Source organism: Stenotrophomonas sp. SAU14A_NAIMI4_8, assembly GCF_003086695.1.
Taxonomy (GTDB): Bacteria; Pseudomonadota; Gammaproteobacteria; order Xanthomonadales; family Xanthomonadaceae; genus Stenotrophomonas.
In genome coordinates, this window is record NZ_CP025999.1 from 983,039 (window position 1) to 1,000,836 (window position 17,798).

Consider the following 17,798-nt stretch of genomic DNA (forward strand, 5'->3'; position numbering starts at 1 on the left):
GGCTTGCGCACGCGCCGCCCGCCTGCCACCCCCGCCGCCCGCGCCCACGCACCGCGTGGGCGTGCGACTGCCACTGCGGCACCGACCGGGGTTCGCCATGGCCTGGCCCGCGTGTTGTCCAAGGCGGGCGTCTGCTCGCGTACCGAAGCCGCGCGCTGGATTGCCGAAGGCCGCGTGCGCGTGTCCGGGCGCATCGTGCGTGACCCCGAATTCCCGATTGTCAGCCCGGCGCCACCGATCGAGGTGGATGGCCAGCCGCTGGCGCCGCCGCAGCGCCTGTACCTGATGCTGAACAAACCGCGCGGGGTGGTGACCACCGCCCAGGACGAGCGTGGGCGCGACACGGTATACCGCTGTTTCGATGGCGCCGGCCTGCCCTGGATCGCCCCGGTGGGGCGCCTGGACAAGGCCAGCGAAGGGCTGCTGCTGTTCAGTAACGATCCGCAGTGGGCCGCGCGCCTGACCGATCCGCAGACCGGGCCGGACAAGACCTATCACGTGCAGACCGACCGCCTGCCCGACGACGCCACCCTGGCGGCGCTGCAGGCCGGTATTGAAGACGAGGGCGAGTTCCTGGTGGCCCGTGCCGTGCGCGTCCTGCGCAGCGGCGACAAGACCGCGTGGCTGGAGGTGGTGCTCGAAGAGGGCCGCAACCGCCATATCCGTCGCCTGTTGGCGGCCTTCGACCTGCAGGTGCTGCGCCTGGTCCGGGTCGCGATCGGCGGGCTGGTGCTTGGCGATCTCGGCAAGGGGCAATGGCGGGAGCTGCAGGTCAGCGACCAGCAGCAGCTTGTGGCTGCTGCACCGGGCTGAAGTCCGGCCCACGGCTGGCCGCGGCCAGCCACCGTTCCAGGCGTAGGGGGCGCCTGGTTTTCGATTTACTTGAACGGAGTGTGCCCATGTACCCGACCCTCAACCGAACCCTGCGCTGCGCCGGCCTGCTGTTGCCGCTGGCCGTGCTGACCGCCTGCAGCGGCCACAAGAAGGTGGCCAAGGCCGAAACCCCGGCCGAGGCGCCGGTGGTGGAGGTAAAGACCCCGGAACTGGATGGCCGCGGCAGCTACCGCTTCATGATGAGCAACGGCGACCAGAAGATGACCGCCGACCAGTTCGATGCCTGGATGAAGGCCAACGGCATCCGCGTGGCCAAGGGCAACGCGCAGGACGCCGCCGCCAAGCCGGTGGTGGTGGCCAGCAAGGACGAGCCCAAGGACAAGAAGAAAAAGAAGAAGTAAGCACCGGTAGGTGCCGACCTTGGTCGGCACGCGCTGCCTGATGGGGTCAGAGCCCTTTCCTGCGGAAAGGGATCCGACCCCGCGCGGGGTCAGCACGCCATCAGCCCGGTAGGTGCCGACCTTGGTCGGCACGCTCTGCGCGGTGGGGTCAGAGCCCTTTCCAGCGGAAAGGGATCCGACCCCGGACCTGATCAGCCCTTGATCACGCCCAGTTCCACGCCGATGCGGGTGAACGCATCGATCGCGCGGTCCAGGTGCTCGCGGGTGTGGGCGGCACTGATCTGGGTGCGGATGCGCGCCTGGCCCTTGGGCACCACCGGGAAGAAGAAGCCGATCGCGTAGATGCCTTCTTCCAGCAGGCGCTCGGCGAACTTCTGCGCCAGCGGTGCGTCGTACAGCATCACCGGGCTGATCGGGTGCACGCCCGGCTTCACGTCGAAGCCGGCGGCCACCATCTTTTCGCGGAAGTAGGCGGTGTTCTGCACCAGCGTGCTGCGCAGGTCATCAGCGGCGGCCAGCATCTCGAAGGCCTTGATGCCGGCGGCCACCACGTGCGGCGGCAGCGAGTTGGAGAACAGGTAGGGGCGCGAACGCTGGCGCAGCAGTTCGATCACTTCGGCGCTGGCGCAGGTGAAGCCACCCAGCGCGCCGCCCATGGCCTTGCCCAAGGTGCCGGTGATGATGTCGATCTTTTCCAGCACGCCCTTCACTTCGGCCGAGCCGCGGCCGCTGGCACCGAGGAAGCCGGTGGCATGGCATTCGTCGATGTGCACCAGCGCGTTGTACTTCTTTGCCAGCGCGGTGATCTCGTCCAGCGGGGCGATGAAGCCGTCCATCGAGAACACGCCGTCGGTGGTGATCAGCTTGGTCTTGCAGCCGGCCGCATCAGCGGCCTGCAGCTGTGCTTCCAGGTCGGCCATGTCGCAGTTGGCGTAGCGGAAGCGCTTGGCCTTGCACAGGCGCACGCCGTCGATGATCGAGGCATGGTTCAGTGCGTCGGAAATGATCGCGTCGTTCTCACCGAGCAGCGGCTCGAACAGGCCGCCGTTGGCGTCGAAGCAGGCCGCGTAGAGGATCGTGTCCTGCTTGCCGAAGAAGTCGGCAATCTGCTTTTCCAGCTGCTTGTGCACGTCCTGGGTGCCGCAGATGAAGCGCACCGAGGCCATGCCGAAGCCGTGGCTGTCCAGCGCGTCCTTGGCCGCCTGGATCAGGTCCGGGTGGTCGGCCAGGCCCAGGTAGTTGTTGGCGCAGAAGTTCAGCACGGTGCGGCCGTCGTCGAGGGTGATCTCGGCCGACTGCGGGCTGGTGATGATCCGCTCGGACTTGAACAGGCCCTGGGCGCGGATGGCGTCCAGTTCGTCGGCGTAATGGCGGGTCAGGGCGGAGGAGGCGTCGGTCATGGCGTGGGCACGGCTCAGCACGGGAAACCACCGATTCTACCGGGCAAGCCGGGCCGTCGACCGGGCAGGGCGCGGCACCGCCATGGCCGGCACATGTTGCATCGCAATAGCAAACGGGTTAAAAATTCGTGAACCGGCCCTGTCTGGCCCGGTTGCCGCTTCCGCCTTCCACGCCACCGCCCCCCACCGGAGACGCCCATGAAGCACGCCCGTGCCTGCCTGACCCTCGCCGCCGCCCTCGCCCTGGCCCCGTTTGCCGCCAGTGCCCAGGAGGCCGAGTCGCCTTACAGCTGGAATGTCACCGCTGTTTCCGATTACCTGTTCCGTGGCGTCTCGCAGACCGACGAAGATCCGACCCTGCAGGCCGGCTTCACCTACACCAGCCCGGTCGGCCTGTATGCCGGCGTGTGGGGTTCGGGCGTGGATTTCGGCCCGGGCGACCCGAGCGTCGAAGTGGACTACCAGATCGGCTACGGCATTGACGCCACCGAACGCCTGAACTTCGATGTGCTGCTGAACCGCTACACCTACCCCGGTGCCAGCGAGCTGAACTACAACGAGCTGATCACCACCACCACGCTGGATGACACCTACAAGCTGACGGTGGCCTACAGCAACGACGTGTGGAACAGCAGCACCGATGGCTGGTACTACGCGCTGGGCGGTGAGTGGGGCCTGCCGCAGGACTTCACGCTGAGCGCCAACGTCGGCCGCAGCACCTTCGAAAAGGGCATCGCCAAGGATTACACCGACTGGAACGTCGGCGTCAGCCGTCAGTTCGGCATGTTCAACGTAGGCCTGGGCTACTACGGTACCGACAGCGACGGCCGCTACAACTCCGGCAAGCTGGCGCACAGCCGCGTGATGCTGTCGGTTGCCATCGGCAACTGACGCCGCAGGCGTTACGGTAGGTGCCTGGCTTGCCTGGCACGCTCCACGAAAAAGGCGCCCGATGGGCGCCTTTTTCATTGGGCAGGCGCTTGCTGCGTAGGTGGGGTCAGTGCCTTCACCCACGCCTGCCAGTGCTGCGTGAGCGTGGCAACATCGCCGCCCAACTGCAGCGGGGGGCCTGACTGTGCCAGCCAGTCGTCGAACGACTGGCCGTTGGCCAGGGCCAGGCTGATCTGGCCCAGCACGTCCGCGCGGCCACTGCGCTCGATGAGGAAGTCGGCCAGTGCCAGGCTCTGCTGGTAGAACGCTGCCAATGCCGCCCCCGTATCGCCCCGGGCCACCATGACCGTCAGCCCCGAGGCGCTGCTGCTGCCGTTGCCGGACAGTGCCGCGCGGCGTGCGGCGTCCATCGGATGCGGGGCCTGCAGGAAGCCGGGCAGGTCCTGGACGTGAGGCGAAGGGGTGCTGAGCAGGGCGCGGTACTGCTGGCGGCGTTCGGCCAGCATCGGGGACGGTTCCATCAGGATGGCAGCGGCTTCGTCCAGCCAGTCCGGCGCTGGCGTGGCGTAGTGGAGGCTGCCATCGGCGGTCTGCCCCGGCCAGAACCGCGCCTGGTACAGCGAATGGCCGATTTCGTGCGGCAGCACGTCCCCCGTGCTGAGGGAAGCCCTTGACACCAGTTGTTCGACCGCCGCCGCCGACAGCTCGGGCTGGGTGCGGCGCAGGTTTTCCCGCAGCAGGGTGCTCTTTTCCGCTGGCGAGGCCCACACGCGAACCCAGGGCAGCGCATGCCCATTCTGGAACGCATCACGCGCCTGCGGGGGCAGCGCGGCAGACAGGATCACTGCACCGAAGGGAACCTCGGCGCTGAAATGGCGCTGGAACGCGGAGACGGCCGTGGCTGTATGGCCGGCGGCCAGGCGTGCGCTGTCCTCATCGGCAGCGTAGAACCAGCCCTCGGCCGTGGCCACGCAGGCCAGCGTTACGTCGCCGGGTGGGGCGGGGCAGGGGAGCGCTGCTGCGGGGGCGGACAGCAGTACAGACATCAGAGCCGGCAGGTACATCCATTTGCCTCGCGGTCGGGTCGTGCTCGATGGACCCGCCGGTAGTGCGGTTGGTTCCCGTGCAACCTGCCGCGCACGAAAAAGGCGCCCGATGGGCGCCTTTTTCATTTCCGGCGCGTGCCGAGCAAGCTCGGCACCTACCATTCGCGCGCGGAACCGAGGATCAGTTCCAGCTGAGCACGACCTTGCCGGCCTTGCCTTCTTCCATCAGGTCGAAGCCCTTCTGGAAATCGTCGATCGGCAGCTGGTGGGTCATCACCTTGCCGAGCGGGAAGCCGGATAGCACCAGCTGGGTCATCTTGTACCAGGTCTCGTACATCTTGCGGCCGTAGATGCCCTGCACGGTCAGGCCCTTGAAGATGATCTTGTCCCAGTCGCAGCCGGCGCCCTTGGGCATGATGCCGAGCATGGCGATCTTGCCGCCGTGGTACATGCAGTCGAGCATGTCGTTGAACGCGCGCGGGTTGCCGCTCATTTCCAGGCCCACGTCGAAGCCCTCCATGTGCAGTTCCTTCATCACGTCCTTCAGCGACTGGTTGGCGACGTTCACCACGCGGGTGGCACCCATGTCGGCGGCCAGCTTCAGGCGGAAGTCGTTGACGTCGGTCACCACCACGTTGCGCGCGCCGATGTGCTTGCAGATGCCGGCGGCGATGATGCCGATCGGGCCGGCACCGGTGATCAGCACGTCTTCACCAATCACGTCGAATTCCAGCGCGCAGTGCGCGGCGTTGCCGTAGGGATCGAAGAACGCGGCCAGCTCGGACGGAATCTGGTCGGGAATCGGCCACAGATTGCTGGCCGGCATCACCATGTATTCGGCGAAGGCGCCGTTGACGTTCACGCCGATGCCGACGGTGTTCGGGCACAGGTGCGGGCGGCCGCCGCGGCAGTTGCGGCAGTGGCCGCAGACGATGTGGCCTTCGGCCGACACGCGCTGGCCGATCTCGTAACCGGTCACGGCCGAGCCGAGCTCGGCGATGCGGCCAACGAACTCATGGCCGATGGTCAGGCCCGGCTTGATGGTGCGCTGGCTCCACTCGTCCCACAGGTAGATATGCAGGTCGGTACCGCAGATGGCGGTCTTTTCCAGCTTGATCAGCACCTCGTTCGGGCCCGGGGTCGGAACCGGAACCTCTTCCAGCCAGATGCCCTTGGCGGCTTCGCGCTTGACCAGGGCCTTCATCGTTTGCTGCGCCATCGGGTGGAACTCGTCAGGGGGAAAACGCGGATTATAGAGCGCTGGGCGCAATTCCCATGTTGCGCTGCGGGTGCGCAGCACCCCCCGGCAGCGCCGGGCCATGCCCGGCGGCCTTGCCCGCCGGACCGGCCCGCGCAGCCCATGACTTCCGGGCATCGGGCGGGGCAGGGGGCTGGGCTACACTCGGCGGTTCCATCATCAGGGGCTGCTCGATGCGCTCGAACCTGCTTGCTTTCTCCATCGTTGCCAGCCTTGGGCTGGTCCAGGTCGCCCATGCCGCCGAAGGCATGTGGGTGCCGCAGCAGCTGCCGGAAATCGCCGGCCCGCTGCAGAAGGCCGGCCTGAAGCTGTCGCCTGAACAGCTGGCCGACCTGACCGGCGACCCGATGGGTGCGGTGGTGGCACTGGGCGGCTGCACCGCCAGCTTCGTCTCCCCGCAGGGCCTGGTGGTGACCAACCACCACTGCGCCTATGGCGCCATCCAGCTCAATTCGACCGCGCAGAAGAACCTGATCAAGGACGGCTTCAACGCGCCGACCCTGAAGGACGAACTGAGCGCCGGCCCGAACGCGCGCGTGTTCGTGCTTGACCAGATCACCGACGTCACCGCCCAGGCCAAGGCCGCCATCGCCGCCGCCGGCAAGGACCCGCTGGCCCGCAGCCGCGCGCTGGATGCATTCGACAAGGCCCAGGTAGCTGCCTGTGAAGCCGACGCCGGCTTCCGCTGCCGCCTGTACTCGTTCAGCGGCGGCAACACCTACCGCCTGTTCCGCAACATGGAAATCAAGGACGTGCGCCTGGTCTACGCGCCCCCGGGCAGCGTCGGCAAGTTCGGTGGCGACATCGACAACTGGATGTGGCCGCGCCACACCGGCGATTTCTCGTTCTACCGCGCCTATGTGGGCAAGGACGGCAAGCCGGCGGCGTTCTCGGCCGACAACGTGCCCTACCAGCCCAAGCACTTCCTGAAGTTCGCCGACCAGCCGCTGGGCGCCGACGACTTCGTGATGGTGGCCGGCTACCCGGGCCGCACCAACCGCTACGCGCTGGCCGGTGAGTTCAACGAAACCGCCAGCTTCACCTACCCGACCATCGCCCGCCACTACAACGCGGTGCTGAAGATGATCGACGAGGCCGGCAAGGCCGACCCGGACGTGAAGGTGAAATACGCCGCCACCGCGGCCAGCATGAACAACGTGGCCAAGAACTACCAGGGCCAGCTGGAAGGCTTCAAGCGCATCGACGCCGCCGGCCAGAAGCAGGCCGAAGAAGCGGCCGTGCTGGCCTGGCTGAAGAAGCAGGGCGCCGCCGGCAAGCCGGCACTGGCCGCGCACGCGCAGCTGGTCCAGCACCTGGCCACCAGCAAGGCCACCCGTGAGCGCGATCTGTTCGTGGGCCAGTTCAACAACACCTCGGCGGTGGGCGCGGCCATCACCCTGTACCGCCTGTCGATCGAACGCAGCAAGCCGGATGCCGAGCGCGAAGCCGGCTTCCAGCAGCGTGACCTGACCACCATCGAAGGTGGCCTGAAGCAGATGGACCGCCGCTACGTGGCCAAGATGGACCAGCAGCTGCAGACCTACTGGCTGGACCAGTACGTGGCCCTGCCGGCCGCGCAGCGCGACAACGAAGTGCTGAACAAGTGGCTGGGTGGCAGCAACGAGGCCGCCGTGAAGTCGCTGGTCGGCAAGCTGTCGGGCACCGAGCTGGGCAGCCTGGACGCGCGCCTGAAGTGGTTCAACGCCGACCGCACCGCCTTTGAAGCCAGCACCGATCCGGCCATCCAGTACGCGGTGGCGGTGATGCCGGCGCTGCTGAAGCAGGAAGAGCAGAAGAAGATCCGCGAAGGCGAATCGCTTACCGCCCGCCCGCTGTACCTGCAGGCCGTGGCCGACTACAAGAAGAGCCAGGGCGAGTTCGTCTACCCCGATGCCAACCTGTCGCTGCGCATCACCTTCGGCAACGTGATGGGCTACGGCAAGGACGGCGTGCAGTACACCCCGTTCACCACCCTGGAAGGCGTGGCCGCCAAGGAAACCGGCGAAGACCCGTTCGATTCGCCCAAGGCGCTGCTGGATGCGGTCAAGGCCAAGCGTTACGGTGGCCTGGAAGACAAGCGCATCGGTTCGGTGCCGGTGAACTTCTTGTCCAACCTGGACATCACCGGCGGCAACTCCGGTTCGCCGGTGCTGGACGCGCACGGCAAGCTGGTCGGCTTGGCCTTCGATGGCAACTGGGAATCGGTCAGCTCCAACTGGGTGTTCGACCCGGTGATGACCCGCATGATTGCCGTGGACAGCCGCTACATGCAGTGGATCATGCAGGAAGTGGCGCCGGCGCCGCAGCTGCTGAAGGAACTGAACCTGGCGAAATAAAGGTTCACGGTGGTAGCGCCGGGCCGCGCCCGGCGGAATCCGCCTGCAATGCCCGAAACCCCGCGACCGGTGTCGCGGGGTTTTTTCATGCCCGGTCCGGCCCGGTGCGCCGAACAGGTATCATCCCTGTTCCGCGTACTTCACAGGATGTGAACGAAACGGAACCCTCCTCCCCCCAGGACCCCTTGTTCGCATGCGCATCCTGCTTGCCCGTCACGGCGAAACGCCGTGGAACGCCGAAGGCCGCTACCAGGGCCAGATCGACATCCCGCTTTCGCCCATCGGCGAAGCCCAGGCCCAGGCTCTGGGCGCCCGTCTCGCTTCGGTGGACATCACCCGTGCGGTGGCCTCGCCACTGTCGCGCGCCCAGCTCACTGCCCAGCTTGCGCTGGGTGCCGACCGCGCCGGCATGCTGCAGACCGAACCGGATCTGCAGGAAATCGCCCACGGTGAGTGGGAAGGCCTGCTGGCCAGCGAGATCAACGAAAAAGACCCGTCGCGCCTGAAGGCCTGGCGCGAGGAACCCGATACCGTGCTGATGCCGGGCGGCGAATCGCTGCGCCTGGTGCTGGAGCGCAGCTGGCGTGGCCTGGCCCGTGCCGCTGAAGGCCTCGGCGAGCACGACACCCTGCTGGTGGTCGCCCACGACGCAGTGAACCGGGTGATCCTGTGCAAGGTGCTGGGCCTGCCGATTTCCCGCCTGTGGACCTTCCGCCAGGCGCCGACCACGCTCAATCTGCTTGAAGGCGCCGACCTGGACAGCCTGGAAGTGGTGCGCCTGAACGACTGCGCCCACCACACGCCGTTCTTCGGCGAAGCCAAGCACCGCGCGCTGTAAACCCTTCCAACGAACCACCTGCTGCTGCTGGAACCCTTGCCGTGACGAACACCCCGACCACCCTGGCCGATTGGCTGGACTACATTGAACGCCAGCACCCGGCGAGCATCGACATGGGCCTGGAGCGCGTGCGCAGCGTGGCCGCAGCGATGGGCCTGGGCGCACCGGCCGGGCGCACCATCGTGGTCGGTGGCACCAACGGCAAGGGTTCCACCGTCGCCTTCATCGAAGCCATCGCCCGCGCCGCCGGCTGGAAAGTCGGCGCCTACACCTCGCCGCACCTGCTGCGCTACAACGAGCGCGTGCGCATCGATGGCCAGGACGTGGACGATGCCGCGCTGGTGGCGGCGTTCAACGCGGTGGAAGCGGCGCGCGGGCAGACCACCTTGACCTATTTCGAGTACGGCACGCTGGCCGCGCTGCACCTGTTCGCGGCGGCCGGGCTGGATCTGGCCGTGCTGGAAGTGGGGCTGGGCGGTCGCCTGGACGCGGTGAACATCGTCGATGCCGATGTGTCGGTGATCACCACCGTGGATATCGACCATGCCGAATGGCTGGGCGAGGACCGCGAAGCCATCGGCGCCGAGAAGGCCGGCATCATCCGTGGCTGGAAGCCGGTGATCCTGGGCGAGACCGATCCGCCGTCCAGCGTGCTGGCCCGGGCCTATCTGCTGGGTGCCAACGCCATCCGCGGTGGCAGCGACTACTTCTACGAACCGATCGATGCGCAGCGCTGGCGCTGGCGCGATGTCGGCACCCGCCTGGAGCTGCCGACCCCGGCGCTGGCCGGCCCGATCCAGCTGGCCAATGCCGGCGCGGCGATCGCCGCCCTGCGCGCGCTGGACAAGCCGGTGCCGCGCGCGGCCTGGGCCGAAGGTGTGGCCGCCGCGCGCATTGCCGGCCGCCTGCAGGCATTCGAGCGTGATGGCGTGCAGATCCGGGTGGATGTGGGCCACAACCCGCAGGCGGCCGGGCAGCTGGCGCGCGCGCTGAAGGCCGAAGTCGTGCCGGGCCGCACCCTGGCGGTGTACGCCGCGCTGCAGGACAAGGACGCGGTGGGCGTGGTGAACGCGCTGCAGGACGTGGTGACGCAATGGACCTTGGCCGGCCTGGACGGCGCCCGTGGGCAGACGGCGCAGCAACTGCAGGCGCGCCTGGCCGACACCGGCGCGGCAGTGGCCGCCCTGGCCGACAGCGTCGAGCAGGCCCTGCAGCAGGTGCTGGCGCAGGCGCAGCGCGGCGATCGCGTGCTGGTGTTCGGCTCGTTCCACACCGCGGCACAGGCGCTGGCGTGGCTGCAGGCCTCGGCCTGACCCGCGTTCAGCCGACGCCGACGCCGTTTCGCCCGGCACCCGTATAATCGACCCAACTTCCGCCTGTCGCCTGCCTCACGTGGATACACCCCTGAAACAGCGTTTGATTGGCGCCATCGTCCTGGTGGCCTTGGCCGTGATCTTCCTGCCGATGCTGGTCAAGGGGCCGGCCCCGGACAGCGGTGTGGCCAATGTGCCGATCACCGCGCCCGATGCGCCGGGCGATGGCCAGTTCGAAACCCGTGAACTGCCGCTGGTGGCCCCGGCAGGCGGCACCACCGGCCTGCAGAGTGGCCAGGCCCGTCCGCTGGACGAAGCGGCCGCACCGGCCACCCCGCCCACCGTGGACACCTCGCCGGCCGTTGCCGCCGGCAACTACGCGGTCACCTTCGGCGCCTACGCCAGCCAGGCCGACGCCGAGGCGGTGATCGCCTACCTGAAGCGCTCGCAGCTGCCGGGCTTCTCGGATACGACCACCATCAATGGCCGCGCGGCATGGCGGGTGCGCGTGGGGCCGTATGCCGATCGTGCCCAGGCCGAAGCGGCCCGGCTGCAGGCGGTGAAGGTGCGGGCCGACGTGAAGGCCGAAGTGATCACCCTGGACGCGGCTCCGGCCGCCGCCGCTGCGGCCAGCCCGGCGACGACCGCACCCAGCGCCAGTACCCCGGTGGCCGCACCGTCGTCGGCCGCCACGGCCAACCCGGTGCGCAGCGAAGCCCTGCCGGCCAGCACGCCGGTGGCGGCAGCACCGAAGCCCGAAGCGCCCAAGCCGGCACCGAAGCCGGAAGCGCCCAAGCCCGAAGCGGCCAAGCCGCAGCCCAAGCCTGAGGCCACGGCAGCAGCCAAGCCGGCACCAGCCACCCCGGCCGCGCCTGCGGCCAGCAGCGTCGGTTTCGCCGTGCAGCTGGGGGCCTTCGGCCAGGCCAATGACGCCAATGCCTTGCGCGACAAGGTGCGTGCGGCTGGTTTCAGCGCCTTCGTCGAGCAGGTGCGCACCGACAAGGGCACCCTGCACCGGGTGCGCGTGGGGCCCGTGGCCAATCGCGCCGATGCCGACCAGTTGAAGGCCCAGGTGGCCGCCAAGGTCGGCGTGGCCGGCATGGTGCGCCCGCACCCATGACCTGTACGCCGCCTCGTTGCCAGCGCCGCCGAAGGAGCGGGGCGCCATGATCGACGTGGTGCTGCTGATCGTGATCGCCGCCTCCACCCTGCTGGGGTTGCTGCGCGGCTTTGTGAGCATCGTCATTGGCACGGTGTCGTGGCTGGTGGCGGCCTGGGCGGCCTTCGCCTTCGGCAATGATGCCGCCCGCTGGTGGGCGGCCCCGGCCGCCCCCGGCGGCGAACACTTCGTCGGTGGCTATCTGGGCGTCGGCATCGGCGTGATGATCGTGGTGGCCGTGATCGGCATGGTCATCAAGCACATCGTCCACCGCAACATGCTGGGCAGCCTGGACCGCCTGCTGGGCGGGGTGCTGGGCGCCGTGCGCGGCGGCCTGATCGCCGCCATCCTGCTGCTGCTGGGCAGCTTCACCCCATTGGCCGCCGAACGGTCGTGGCAGGCCTCGGCCATCCGCCCGGTGCTGAACCCGGCGGTGGCCTGGATGAACAGCAAACTGCCGCACTGGCAGGTGCCCGGTGCCGATCTGCTGCCCAAGGCCTTGCCGATGGACGCTTTGTCCCCATCTGCGTTGATGGAACTGGGCAAGAGCGCCGGCGCCGATTTGGGCAAGCCGGGCGCGACAGGCGATAATGGCATCCTCAACCAGGTAGTGGCGGGCAGCGGATGGCTGCGGCCTGCGAAAGCGGAACAGGGCGAAGCATACGATCCGGCCGAAGTGCGCCCGGATGCCCCTGCACTGCCGGGCAACATCGAGCCGGACGATCCGGCCAACGTCGACCGCAGGCGCGGCGACCACTAAAGGCCAGGCACGGCCACCTTCCTTGTAACTGGGCACTGCCCAGCGGAGACCTCGCACCATGTGTGGCATCGTCGGAATCGTCGGCAACCAGAACGTCGCCGGGCAGTTGTATGACGGCTTGACCGTCCTCCAGCACCGTGGCCAGGACGCGGCAGGCATCGCCACCGCCAGCGGCAGCCGCCTGCGGGTGCAGAAGGCCACCGGCCTGGTCCGCGATGTGTTCGATGCGCGCACCATGTCCACCCTGGAAGGCAGCGTCGGCATTGCCCATGTGCGCTACCCGACCGCTGGTTCGGAAGGCATGGACGAGGCGCAGCCGTTCTACGTCAACTCGCCCTACGGCATCGCGCTGGCCCACAACGGCAACCTGATCAATACCGAAGCCCTGCGCCAGCAGGTGTTCGAGCAGGACCGCCGCAACGTCAACACCGATTCGGACAGCGAAGTGCTGCTGAACGTGTTCGCCTACGAACTGGAACAGCAGCGCCAGCTCAGCCCGGAAGCGGCGATCCGTGCAGTGGCCGGCGTGCACCGCCGCTGCAAGGGCGGCTACGCCGTGGTCAGCGTGGTGCTGGGCCTGGGCCTGGTCGCCTTCCGCGATCCGCACGGCATCCGTCCGCTGGTGCTGGGCAAGCGCAGTCACGCCGAAGGCGATGAGTACATCGTGGCCTCCGAATCGGCGGCGCTGGACATCCTCGGTTTCCAGCGCGTGCGCGATGTGCAGCCGGGCGAAGCGCTGGTGATCACCGCGCGCGGCGAGCTGTTCTCGGAAATCTGTGCAGAGCCGGCCGAGCACACTCCGTGCATCTTCGAGTACGTGTACTTTGCACGCCCCGATTCGATGATCGACAACGTGTCGGTGCACAAGGCGCGCATGCGCATGGGCATCAAGCTGGGCGAGAAGATCCTGCGCCTGCGCCCGGACCACGACATCGACACCATCATTCCGATTCCCGATACCTCGCGTGACGCCGCACTGGAAATTTCCAACGTGCTGGGCGTGAAGTACCGCGAAGGCTTCATCAAGAACCGTTACGTCGGCCGCACCTTCATCATGCCAGGGCAGGGCGAGCGGGTGAAATCGGTGCGCCGCAAGCTGAACCCGATCCACCTGGAATTCCGCAACCGCGTGGTGCTGCTGGTGGATGATTCCATCGTGCGCGGCACCACCAGCCAGCAGATCGTGCAGATGGCGCGCGACGCCGGTGCCCGCAAGGTCTATCTGGCCAGCGCCGCACCGCCGGTCCGCTTCCCCAACATCTATGGCATCGACATGCCGGCCGCCGAAGAGCTGGTGGCGCACAACCGCAGCGTGGAAGAGATCGAAGCGCACCTGGGCTGCGACTGGCTGGTCTACCAGGACATCGAAGACATGGAAGCGGCGGTGCGAGAAGGTAACGCCGCACTGCAGAACTTCGATTCGTCGTGCTTCAACGGGCATTACCCCACCGGTATCGAGCCGGGCTATTTCGAGCGCATCCAGCAGTTGCGTTCGGACGATGCCAAGCACAAGCGCCGCGCCTGAGCCGCAGCCGGTGGTTGACCTGCCCGATGCCGGCGGTGACCTGCTGCGCGCCGCGCAGCAGTGTCTGGCCGAAGCCGATCCGCTGCGCAAGGTGGCACTGACCCAGGCCTACGCAGCGGCCTTCCGCAGCGGACGCCTGAAGGTGCCGGCCGATGCGCCGCCGCCCGAGCCGATCCGCATGCCCGGGCGGCCGCCGCAGCTGCGGCTGGTGCATCCGCGCGAAGTGCCGCGGCGTGGGTTGGGCGGCGTGGAAGGGCGGGCTGCCTTCATCCACGCCATCGCCCATATCGAACTGAACGCCATCGACCTGGCCTGGGATGCGGTCTACCGCTTCCGCGGCCTGCCGCCGGCCTTCCACGCCGACTGGGTGAGCTGCGCTGACGACGAATCGCGCCACTTCATGCTGCTGCGCGAACGACTGATGGCGCATGGCCACGATTACGCCGATTTCCCCGCCCATAACGGCTTGTGGGAAATGTGCGAGAAGACCGCCCACGACGGCCTGGCACGCATGGCGCTGGTGCCGCGCGTGCTGGAAGCGCGTGGCCTGGACGTGACGCCGGGCATGATCGAGAAGCTGCGCAACGTCGGCGATGCTGCTACCGCTGATGTCCTGGAAGTGATCCTGCGCGAGGAAGTGGCCCATGTGGCCGCCGGTTCGCGCTGGTACCGCTGGTACTGTGATCGCGCCGGTGTCGAGCCGCGTGCGCGCTTCAAGGCATTGCTGCAGGAGTTCGCCGGCGGTTACCTGCATGGGCCGTTCAATCTGGAAGCGCGGCTGCTGGCCGGTTTTGACGAAGACGAGCTGGCCAACCTGGTGGAACAGGCCGGCTGAGCCGCAGGGCAGGGCGTCCATCCACGCATGGCGTGGATCTACTGGAACCGTGCCGGGTGGATGAATGCCGCGCGGTCGTGCATCTCCGCATCCACGCATGGCGTGGATCTACTGGAACCGCGCCGTCGTACATCCGCGTCCGCGCATGCATCGGTAGATCCACGCCATGCGTGGATGGGCCTCACGCGTTGGGCAGCACCACGCGCCGGCCATCCACCGTTGGCCGGTTGATGTAGAACAACCCCGGCCCCGGCCGGTACGGCAGCTCGCTCACCCCCGCATCGGCGGCAAAGGTCAGCGCGGTATCGCCCAGTGCATCGAAGTTCCAGTGCGCCGACTGCATCAGATAACGGCGTCGCAGCAGGGCTTCCTGGGTCGGCGTCAGCGCCTGCCCCGCCAGCAGCCGGCGCGCGATCGGCTGCAGCGGCGCTGGCAGCTCCCAGCCCGGCACCTGCGCCGCATCTGCGCTCCATTGCACGCCGGCTTCAGCGGCGCGCTGCTGCATCACCTGCAGGGCGATCAGCTGGTAGCGCCAGTCGATGCGCCTACGCAGCACCACCGCAGCGGTCACGTGCAGCACCGGTGCCATCATCACGCTGCGGCTGCCGGCGCGGCGCTGCTGCTGCCACTGGTGCCACACATCCACCCACACTTCCTTCTCCGTCGCCCCCAGCTGCTGGCGCCAGCGCTCGGCATCGGCCTGCGCTTCGGCGTAGACCGTGGTGGCCTGCAGCATCGCCAGTGTGGGGGTCTGGTAATCGTCCACCGGCGCCCGCCGCAGCGGCTGCCGGCGCGGGCGACCCAGCAGTTTCGGGCCTTCTTCCAGCTGGTCGTAGCCGCCGCCGATGTTGGCGTGCACGCCCGGCAGGGCAATCTCTTCATGGGTCGGTGCAACCGTGGTCAAGGCGTAGTGCTGGCGATGCTCGTCGCGCGCACTCAGCTGCACCACGCGCTCGGCAATGCCCGCCGGCAGGGCGATGCGCGGCTGCTCGTCGGCGCGCCGGCCGCTGACCGCCACCACGGTGTCGAACAACCCGACGAAACGCAGTGCAGGGCGCGGCAGGGCGAAGTCGGCGGCGCAGGGCAAGCCGGCGCCCTGCAGGCGCAGGCGCCATTGGTTGGCATCCCAGCCGTGCAGCTGGTTGGCCAGGTCGCGCGCGGCCGCAGCCCCGCGCGAAAAGCCGAACAGATCGACCTGCACCCCGTGCAGCGGCTGCTGCCAGTGCGGCGCCAGCGCCGAAAGCGCGGCCGGCAGCAGCTCGTGCAGTGCGCGCTGCACCTTGGCGCGCACACCGCTGGCGCCAATGCCGAAGGCCAGGCCGATCAGATCATCCTCGGCATCGTCGCGCGTTCCCACCCCTTCCACGTAGATCGCCAGCGACGGTTCGGCCAGCGGCGCGCGACGACTGTCCGGGTAAAGCTGGTGCAGGCGCGCGATGTTGGTGGTGCCGTTGTCGTAGCTGCTGGTCAGCCGGCTCTGGTAGGTCGAATCGTCGTCGGCGCGCAGCAGGGCGGGGCGCGGTTGCGGTGGCTGTGGTCGCCCGCGCGCCAGGTTGTGCGCGTTGTTGCGGGTGCCATCGAAGAACAGGCCCAGGTGCAGCACGGCACCCTGCGCACTGTCCCCGTTGCGGGTCTGACCTGGAGCCATGTGCATCCCCTGTGGTGGTCATGTCACGGCGGCGCGAAGGCCGTGTATGGGCGCAGTGTACAGCGGCTCTTGACCTGCCTGAACACTGCCGCCGGCCGTCACAGATCCGCATGCCGGCCGGCGCGAATGCTTGTATTCACGGGCGCTGCGCAGGCCATATGGCCACACCCGGCACCCGGGTCGTGCTGCATCAACGCTGTCTACTTCACTCCAAGGAGCGACAAGATGATGTCCAGATACATCGGTCAAGCGGCAGGTGGTGTGTTGTTGGGGCTGTGCGTGGTGGCCGCCGCACAGGCGGCGCCGTTGTTCGAACCGGTCACCGTGCTCAGCCGGGCCGCGGCCAGCAGTGAACCGCAGCTGGGGCGGCTGCTGTCGGCACCGTCCACCGCAACGGTGCAGGAAGTGCGGGTGGATGCGGCGGCCACCGCGCAGTCGCAGCTGGAATTCGAACTGCTGGGGCAGAAGGTGCAGGCCTCGCGCAGCCGGGTCGAGGCGTTGGCCGATGGTGGCAGCGTCTGGTACGGGCAGATCCGCAGCCCCTCCGACCGCCTGCAGAAGGCGGGCGGCAGCCTGCAGGATGACCCGGCGAACTCGGTCATCCTGGTGCGTTCGGGCAACACGCTCACCGGTTCCATCCGCAAGGACGGCACGCTGTACCGGCTGCGCCCATTGGGCGATCGGCATGTGCTGGTGGAGGTGGATGAATCGCGCATGCCTGCCGATCATCCGGCCGATTACAACCAGCTGCCGAAGATCAGCATGCCGGCCAATGATCGCGTCGGCATCGCGCAGGCGTCATCGGGCAGTCCGGCCACGATCCGCGTCCTGGTGGTAGCCACCAATGCGGCGGTGGCCGCCTATGGCGGCAACATGCAGTCGCTGGTGCAGTTGGCGGTGGCCGAATCCAACCAGGGATACACCAACAGCAACGTGGGCATCACCCTGCAGTTGGCCGGGTACGAAACCACCAGCTACACCGAGTCCGGCAATTTCAGCACCGACCTGGCGCGCTTCCGCAGCACCAGCGACGGCTACATGGACAGCATCCACACCAGCCGCAACACCACCGCGGCCGATGTCGGCGTGCTGCTGATCAACAACAGCAGCTATTGCGGGCTGGCCTCGGGCATCGGCTCCACCGCGTCCACCGCGTTTGCGGCGGTGTATTGGGACTGCGCGACCGGCTATTACTCATTTGCCCACGAAATCGGCCACCTGCAGAGTGCACGGCATGACATCGCCACCGACCCCAGCACCTCGCCGTATGCCTATGGCCATGGTTATCGCTATGAACCGGCCAGTGGTTCGCGCTGGCGCACCATCATGGCCTACGCCTGCTCGGCCGGCTGCCCGCGGCTGAACTTCTGGTCCAACCCGAACATCAGTTACAACGGTGTGCCGATGGGCATTGCCAGCAGCGCCGACAACCAGCGCGTGCTGGTGAACACCAAGGCCACCATCGCCGGCTTCCGCTGACGCGGTTACCGGATGGCACCCGCCGACCAAGGTCGGCGTCTACTGGCCTAAGCGCTCTGGTAGATGCCAACCTTG

Annotated in this window: 15 protein-coding genes; 11 read left to right on the plus strand and 4 right to left on the minus strand. The window is 67.9% G+C overall.

All coding sequences use genetic code 11. The annotated features are described in order from the left end of the window. The first annotated feature begins 3 nt into the window (after positions 1-3). The gene (locus C1930_RS04395) at positions 4-813 is read left to right on the plus strand and encodes a pseudouridine synthase (protein WP_108755508.1); all 810 of its coding nucleotides are present in this window, start codon (positions 4-6) and stop codon (positions 811-813) included. 86 nt (positions 814-899) lie between these two features. Next, complete coding sequence (locus tag C1930_RS04400; protein ID WP_108752292.1) at positions 900-1,235, plus strand: hypothetical protein; 336 nt, start codon at positions 900-902, stop codon at positions 1,233-1,235. A gap of 191 nt (positions 1,236-1,426) precedes the next feature. On the opposite strand, the gene kbl is transcribed toward C1930_RS04400, so the two are convergent. Continuing rightward, the gene (kbl, locus tag C1930_RS04405) at positions 1,427-2,635 is read right to left on the minus strand and encodes a glycine C-acetyltransferase (RefSeq protein WP_108771151.1); all 1,209 of its coding nucleotides are present in this window, start codon (positions 2,633-2,635) and stop codon (positions 1,427-1,429) included. A gap of 198 nt (positions 2,636-2,833) precedes the next feature. On the opposite strand from kbl, the gene C1930_RS04410 reads away from it, so the two are divergent. Beyond that, on the plus strand, positions 2,834-3,526 hold the full coding sequence (locus tag C1930_RS04410) for a TorF family putative porin (RefSeq protein WP_108771152.1): 693 nt from the start codon (positions 2,834-2,836) through the stop codon (positions 3,524-3,526). A gap of 74 nt (positions 3,527-3,600) precedes the next feature. Here C1930_RS04410 and C1930_RS04415 read toward each other — a convergent pair whose 3' ends face one another. Together C1930_RS04415 and tdh are read right to left on the minus strand one after the other, a co-directional pair. Further along, a complete protein-coding gene (locus C1930_RS04415; RefSeq protein WP_159093538.1) occupies positions 3,601-4,572 on the minus strand; it encodes a hypothetical protein in 972 nt (323 codons plus the stop codon). Between the two features lie 181 nt (positions 4,573-4,753). Beyond that, the gene (gene tdh, locus C1930_RS04420; protein WP_108757649.1) at positions 4,754-5,776 is read right to left on the minus strand and encodes an L-threonine 3-dehydrogenase; all 1,023 of its coding nucleotides are present in this window, start codon (positions 5,774-5,776) and stop codon (positions 4,754-4,756) included. A gap of 227 nt (positions 5,777-6,003) precedes the next feature. Here tdh and C1930_RS04425 point away from each other — a divergent pair, with 227 nt between their 5' ends. The 7 genes from C1930_RS04425 (at position 6,004) to C1930_RS04455 (ending at position 14,596) form a co-directional block, all read left to right on the plus strand. Then, entirely contained in the window at positions 6,004-8,166 is a 2,163-nt protein-coding gene (locus C1930_RS04425; protein WP_108771154.1) for a S46 family peptidase, read from the plus strand. A gap of 193 nt (positions 8,167-8,359) precedes the next feature. Then, entirely contained in the window at positions 8,360-9,004 is a 645-nt protein-coding gene (locus C1930_RS04430) for a histidine phosphatase family protein (RefSeq protein ID WP_079220782.1), read from the plus strand. Between the two features lie 41 nt (positions 9,005-9,045). After that, on the plus strand, positions 9,046-10,317 hold the full coding sequence (gene folC / locus C1930_RS04435) for a bifunctional tetrahydrofolate synthase/dihydrofolate synthase (RefSeq protein ID WP_108755511.1): 1,272 nt from the start codon (positions 9,046-9,048) through the stop codon (positions 10,315-10,317). 79 nt (positions 10,318-10,396) lie between these two features. After that, positions 10,397-11,437: an SPOR domain-containing protein gene (locus C1930_RS04440; RefSeq protein WP_108755512.1), complete on the plus strand. Its 1,041-nt coding sequence runs from the start codon at positions 10,397-10,399 to the stop codon at positions 11,435-11,437. 46 nt (positions 11,438-11,483) lie between these two features. After that, positions 11,484-12,236: a CvpA family protein gene (locus C1930_RS04445; RefSeq protein ID WP_233614963.1), complete on the plus strand. Its 753-nt coding sequence runs from the start codon at positions 11,484-11,486 to the stop codon at positions 12,234-12,236. Between the two features lie 58 nt (positions 12,237-12,294). Further along, complete coding sequence (purF, locus tag C1930_RS04450) at positions 12,295-13,761, plus strand: amidophosphoribosyltransferase (protein WP_108748690.1); 1,467 nt, start codon at positions 12,295-12,297, stop codon at positions 13,759-13,761. A 10-nt stretch (positions 13,762-13,771) separates the two neighbouring features. Further along, the gene (locus tag C1930_RS04455) at positions 13,772-14,596 is read left to right on the plus strand and encodes a ferritin-like domain-containing protein (protein WP_108757650.1); all 825 of its coding nucleotides are present in this window, start codon (positions 13,772-13,774) and stop codon (positions 14,594-14,596) included. Positions 14,597-14,777: 181 nt separating this feature from the next. On the opposite strand, the gene C1930_RS04460 is transcribed toward C1930_RS04455, so the two are convergent. After that, positions 14,778-16,250, minus strand: coding sequence for a DUF2235 domain-containing protein (locus C1930_RS04460; protein WP_108771155.1), 1,473 nt, complete (start codon positions 16,248-16,250; stop codon positions 14,778-14,780). A 219-nt stretch (positions 16,251-16,469) separates the two neighbouring features. On the opposite strand from C1930_RS04460, the gene C1930_RS04465 reads away from it, so the two are divergent. Further along, positions 16,470-17,723, plus strand: a complete 1,254-nt coding sequence (locus C1930_RS04465) for a M12 family metallo-peptidase (RefSeq protein ID WP_108771156.1) — start codon at positions 16,470-16,472, stop codon at positions 17,721-17,723. The last annotated feature ends 75 nt before the right edge of the window (positions 17,724-17,798 follow it).

What these genes read in the sequence shown, in the direction of transcription:
- C1930_RS04445 (WP_233614963.1), top strand. Translation starts at nt 11,484, where the DNA reads ATGATCGACGTGGTGCTGCTGATCGTGATCGCCGCCTCCACCCTGCTG.
- tdh (WP_108757649.1), bottom strand. Translation starts at nt 5,776, where the DNA reads ATGAAGGCCCTGGTCAAGCGCGAAGCCGCCAAGGGCATCTGGCTGGAA.
- C1930_RS04425 (WP_108771154.1), top strand. Translation starts at nt 6,004, where the DNA reads ATGCGCTCGAACCTGCTTGCTTTCTCCATCGTTGCCAGCCTTGGGCTG.
- C1930_RS04400 (WP_108752292.1), top strand. Translation starts at nt 900, where the DNA reads ATGTACCCGACCCTCAACCGAACCCTGCGCTGCGCCGGCCTGCTGTTG.
- C1930_RS04410 (WP_108771152.1), top strand. Translation starts at nt 2,834, where the DNA reads ATGAAGCACGCCCGTGCCTGCCTGACCCTCGCCGCCGCCCTCGCCCTG.
- C1930_RS04465 (WP_108771156.1), top strand. Translation starts at nt 16,470, where the DNA reads ATGATGTCCAGATACATCGGTCAAGCGGCAGGTGGTGTGTTGTTGGGG.
- C1930_RS04415 (WP_159093538.1), bottom strand. Translation starts at nt 4,572, where the DNA reads ATGTCTGTACTGCTGTCCGCCCCCGCAGCAGCGCTCCCCTGCCCCGCC.
- purF (WP_108748690.1), top strand. Translation starts at nt 12,295, where the DNA reads ATGTGTGGCATCGTCGGAATCGTCGGCAACCAGAACGTCGCCGGGCAG.
- kbl (WP_108771151.1), bottom strand. Translation starts at nt 2,635, where the DNA reads ATGACCGACGCCTCCTCCGCCCTGACCCGCCATTACGCCGACGAACTG.
- C1930_RS04430 (WP_079220782.1), top strand. Translation starts at nt 8,360, where the DNA reads ATGCGCATCCTGCTTGCCCGTCACGGCGAAACGCCGTGGAACGCCGAA.
- C1930_RS04460 (WP_108771155.1), bottom strand. Translation starts at nt 16,250, where the DNA reads ATGCACATGGCTCCAGGTCAGACCCGCAACGGGGACAGTGCGCAGGGT.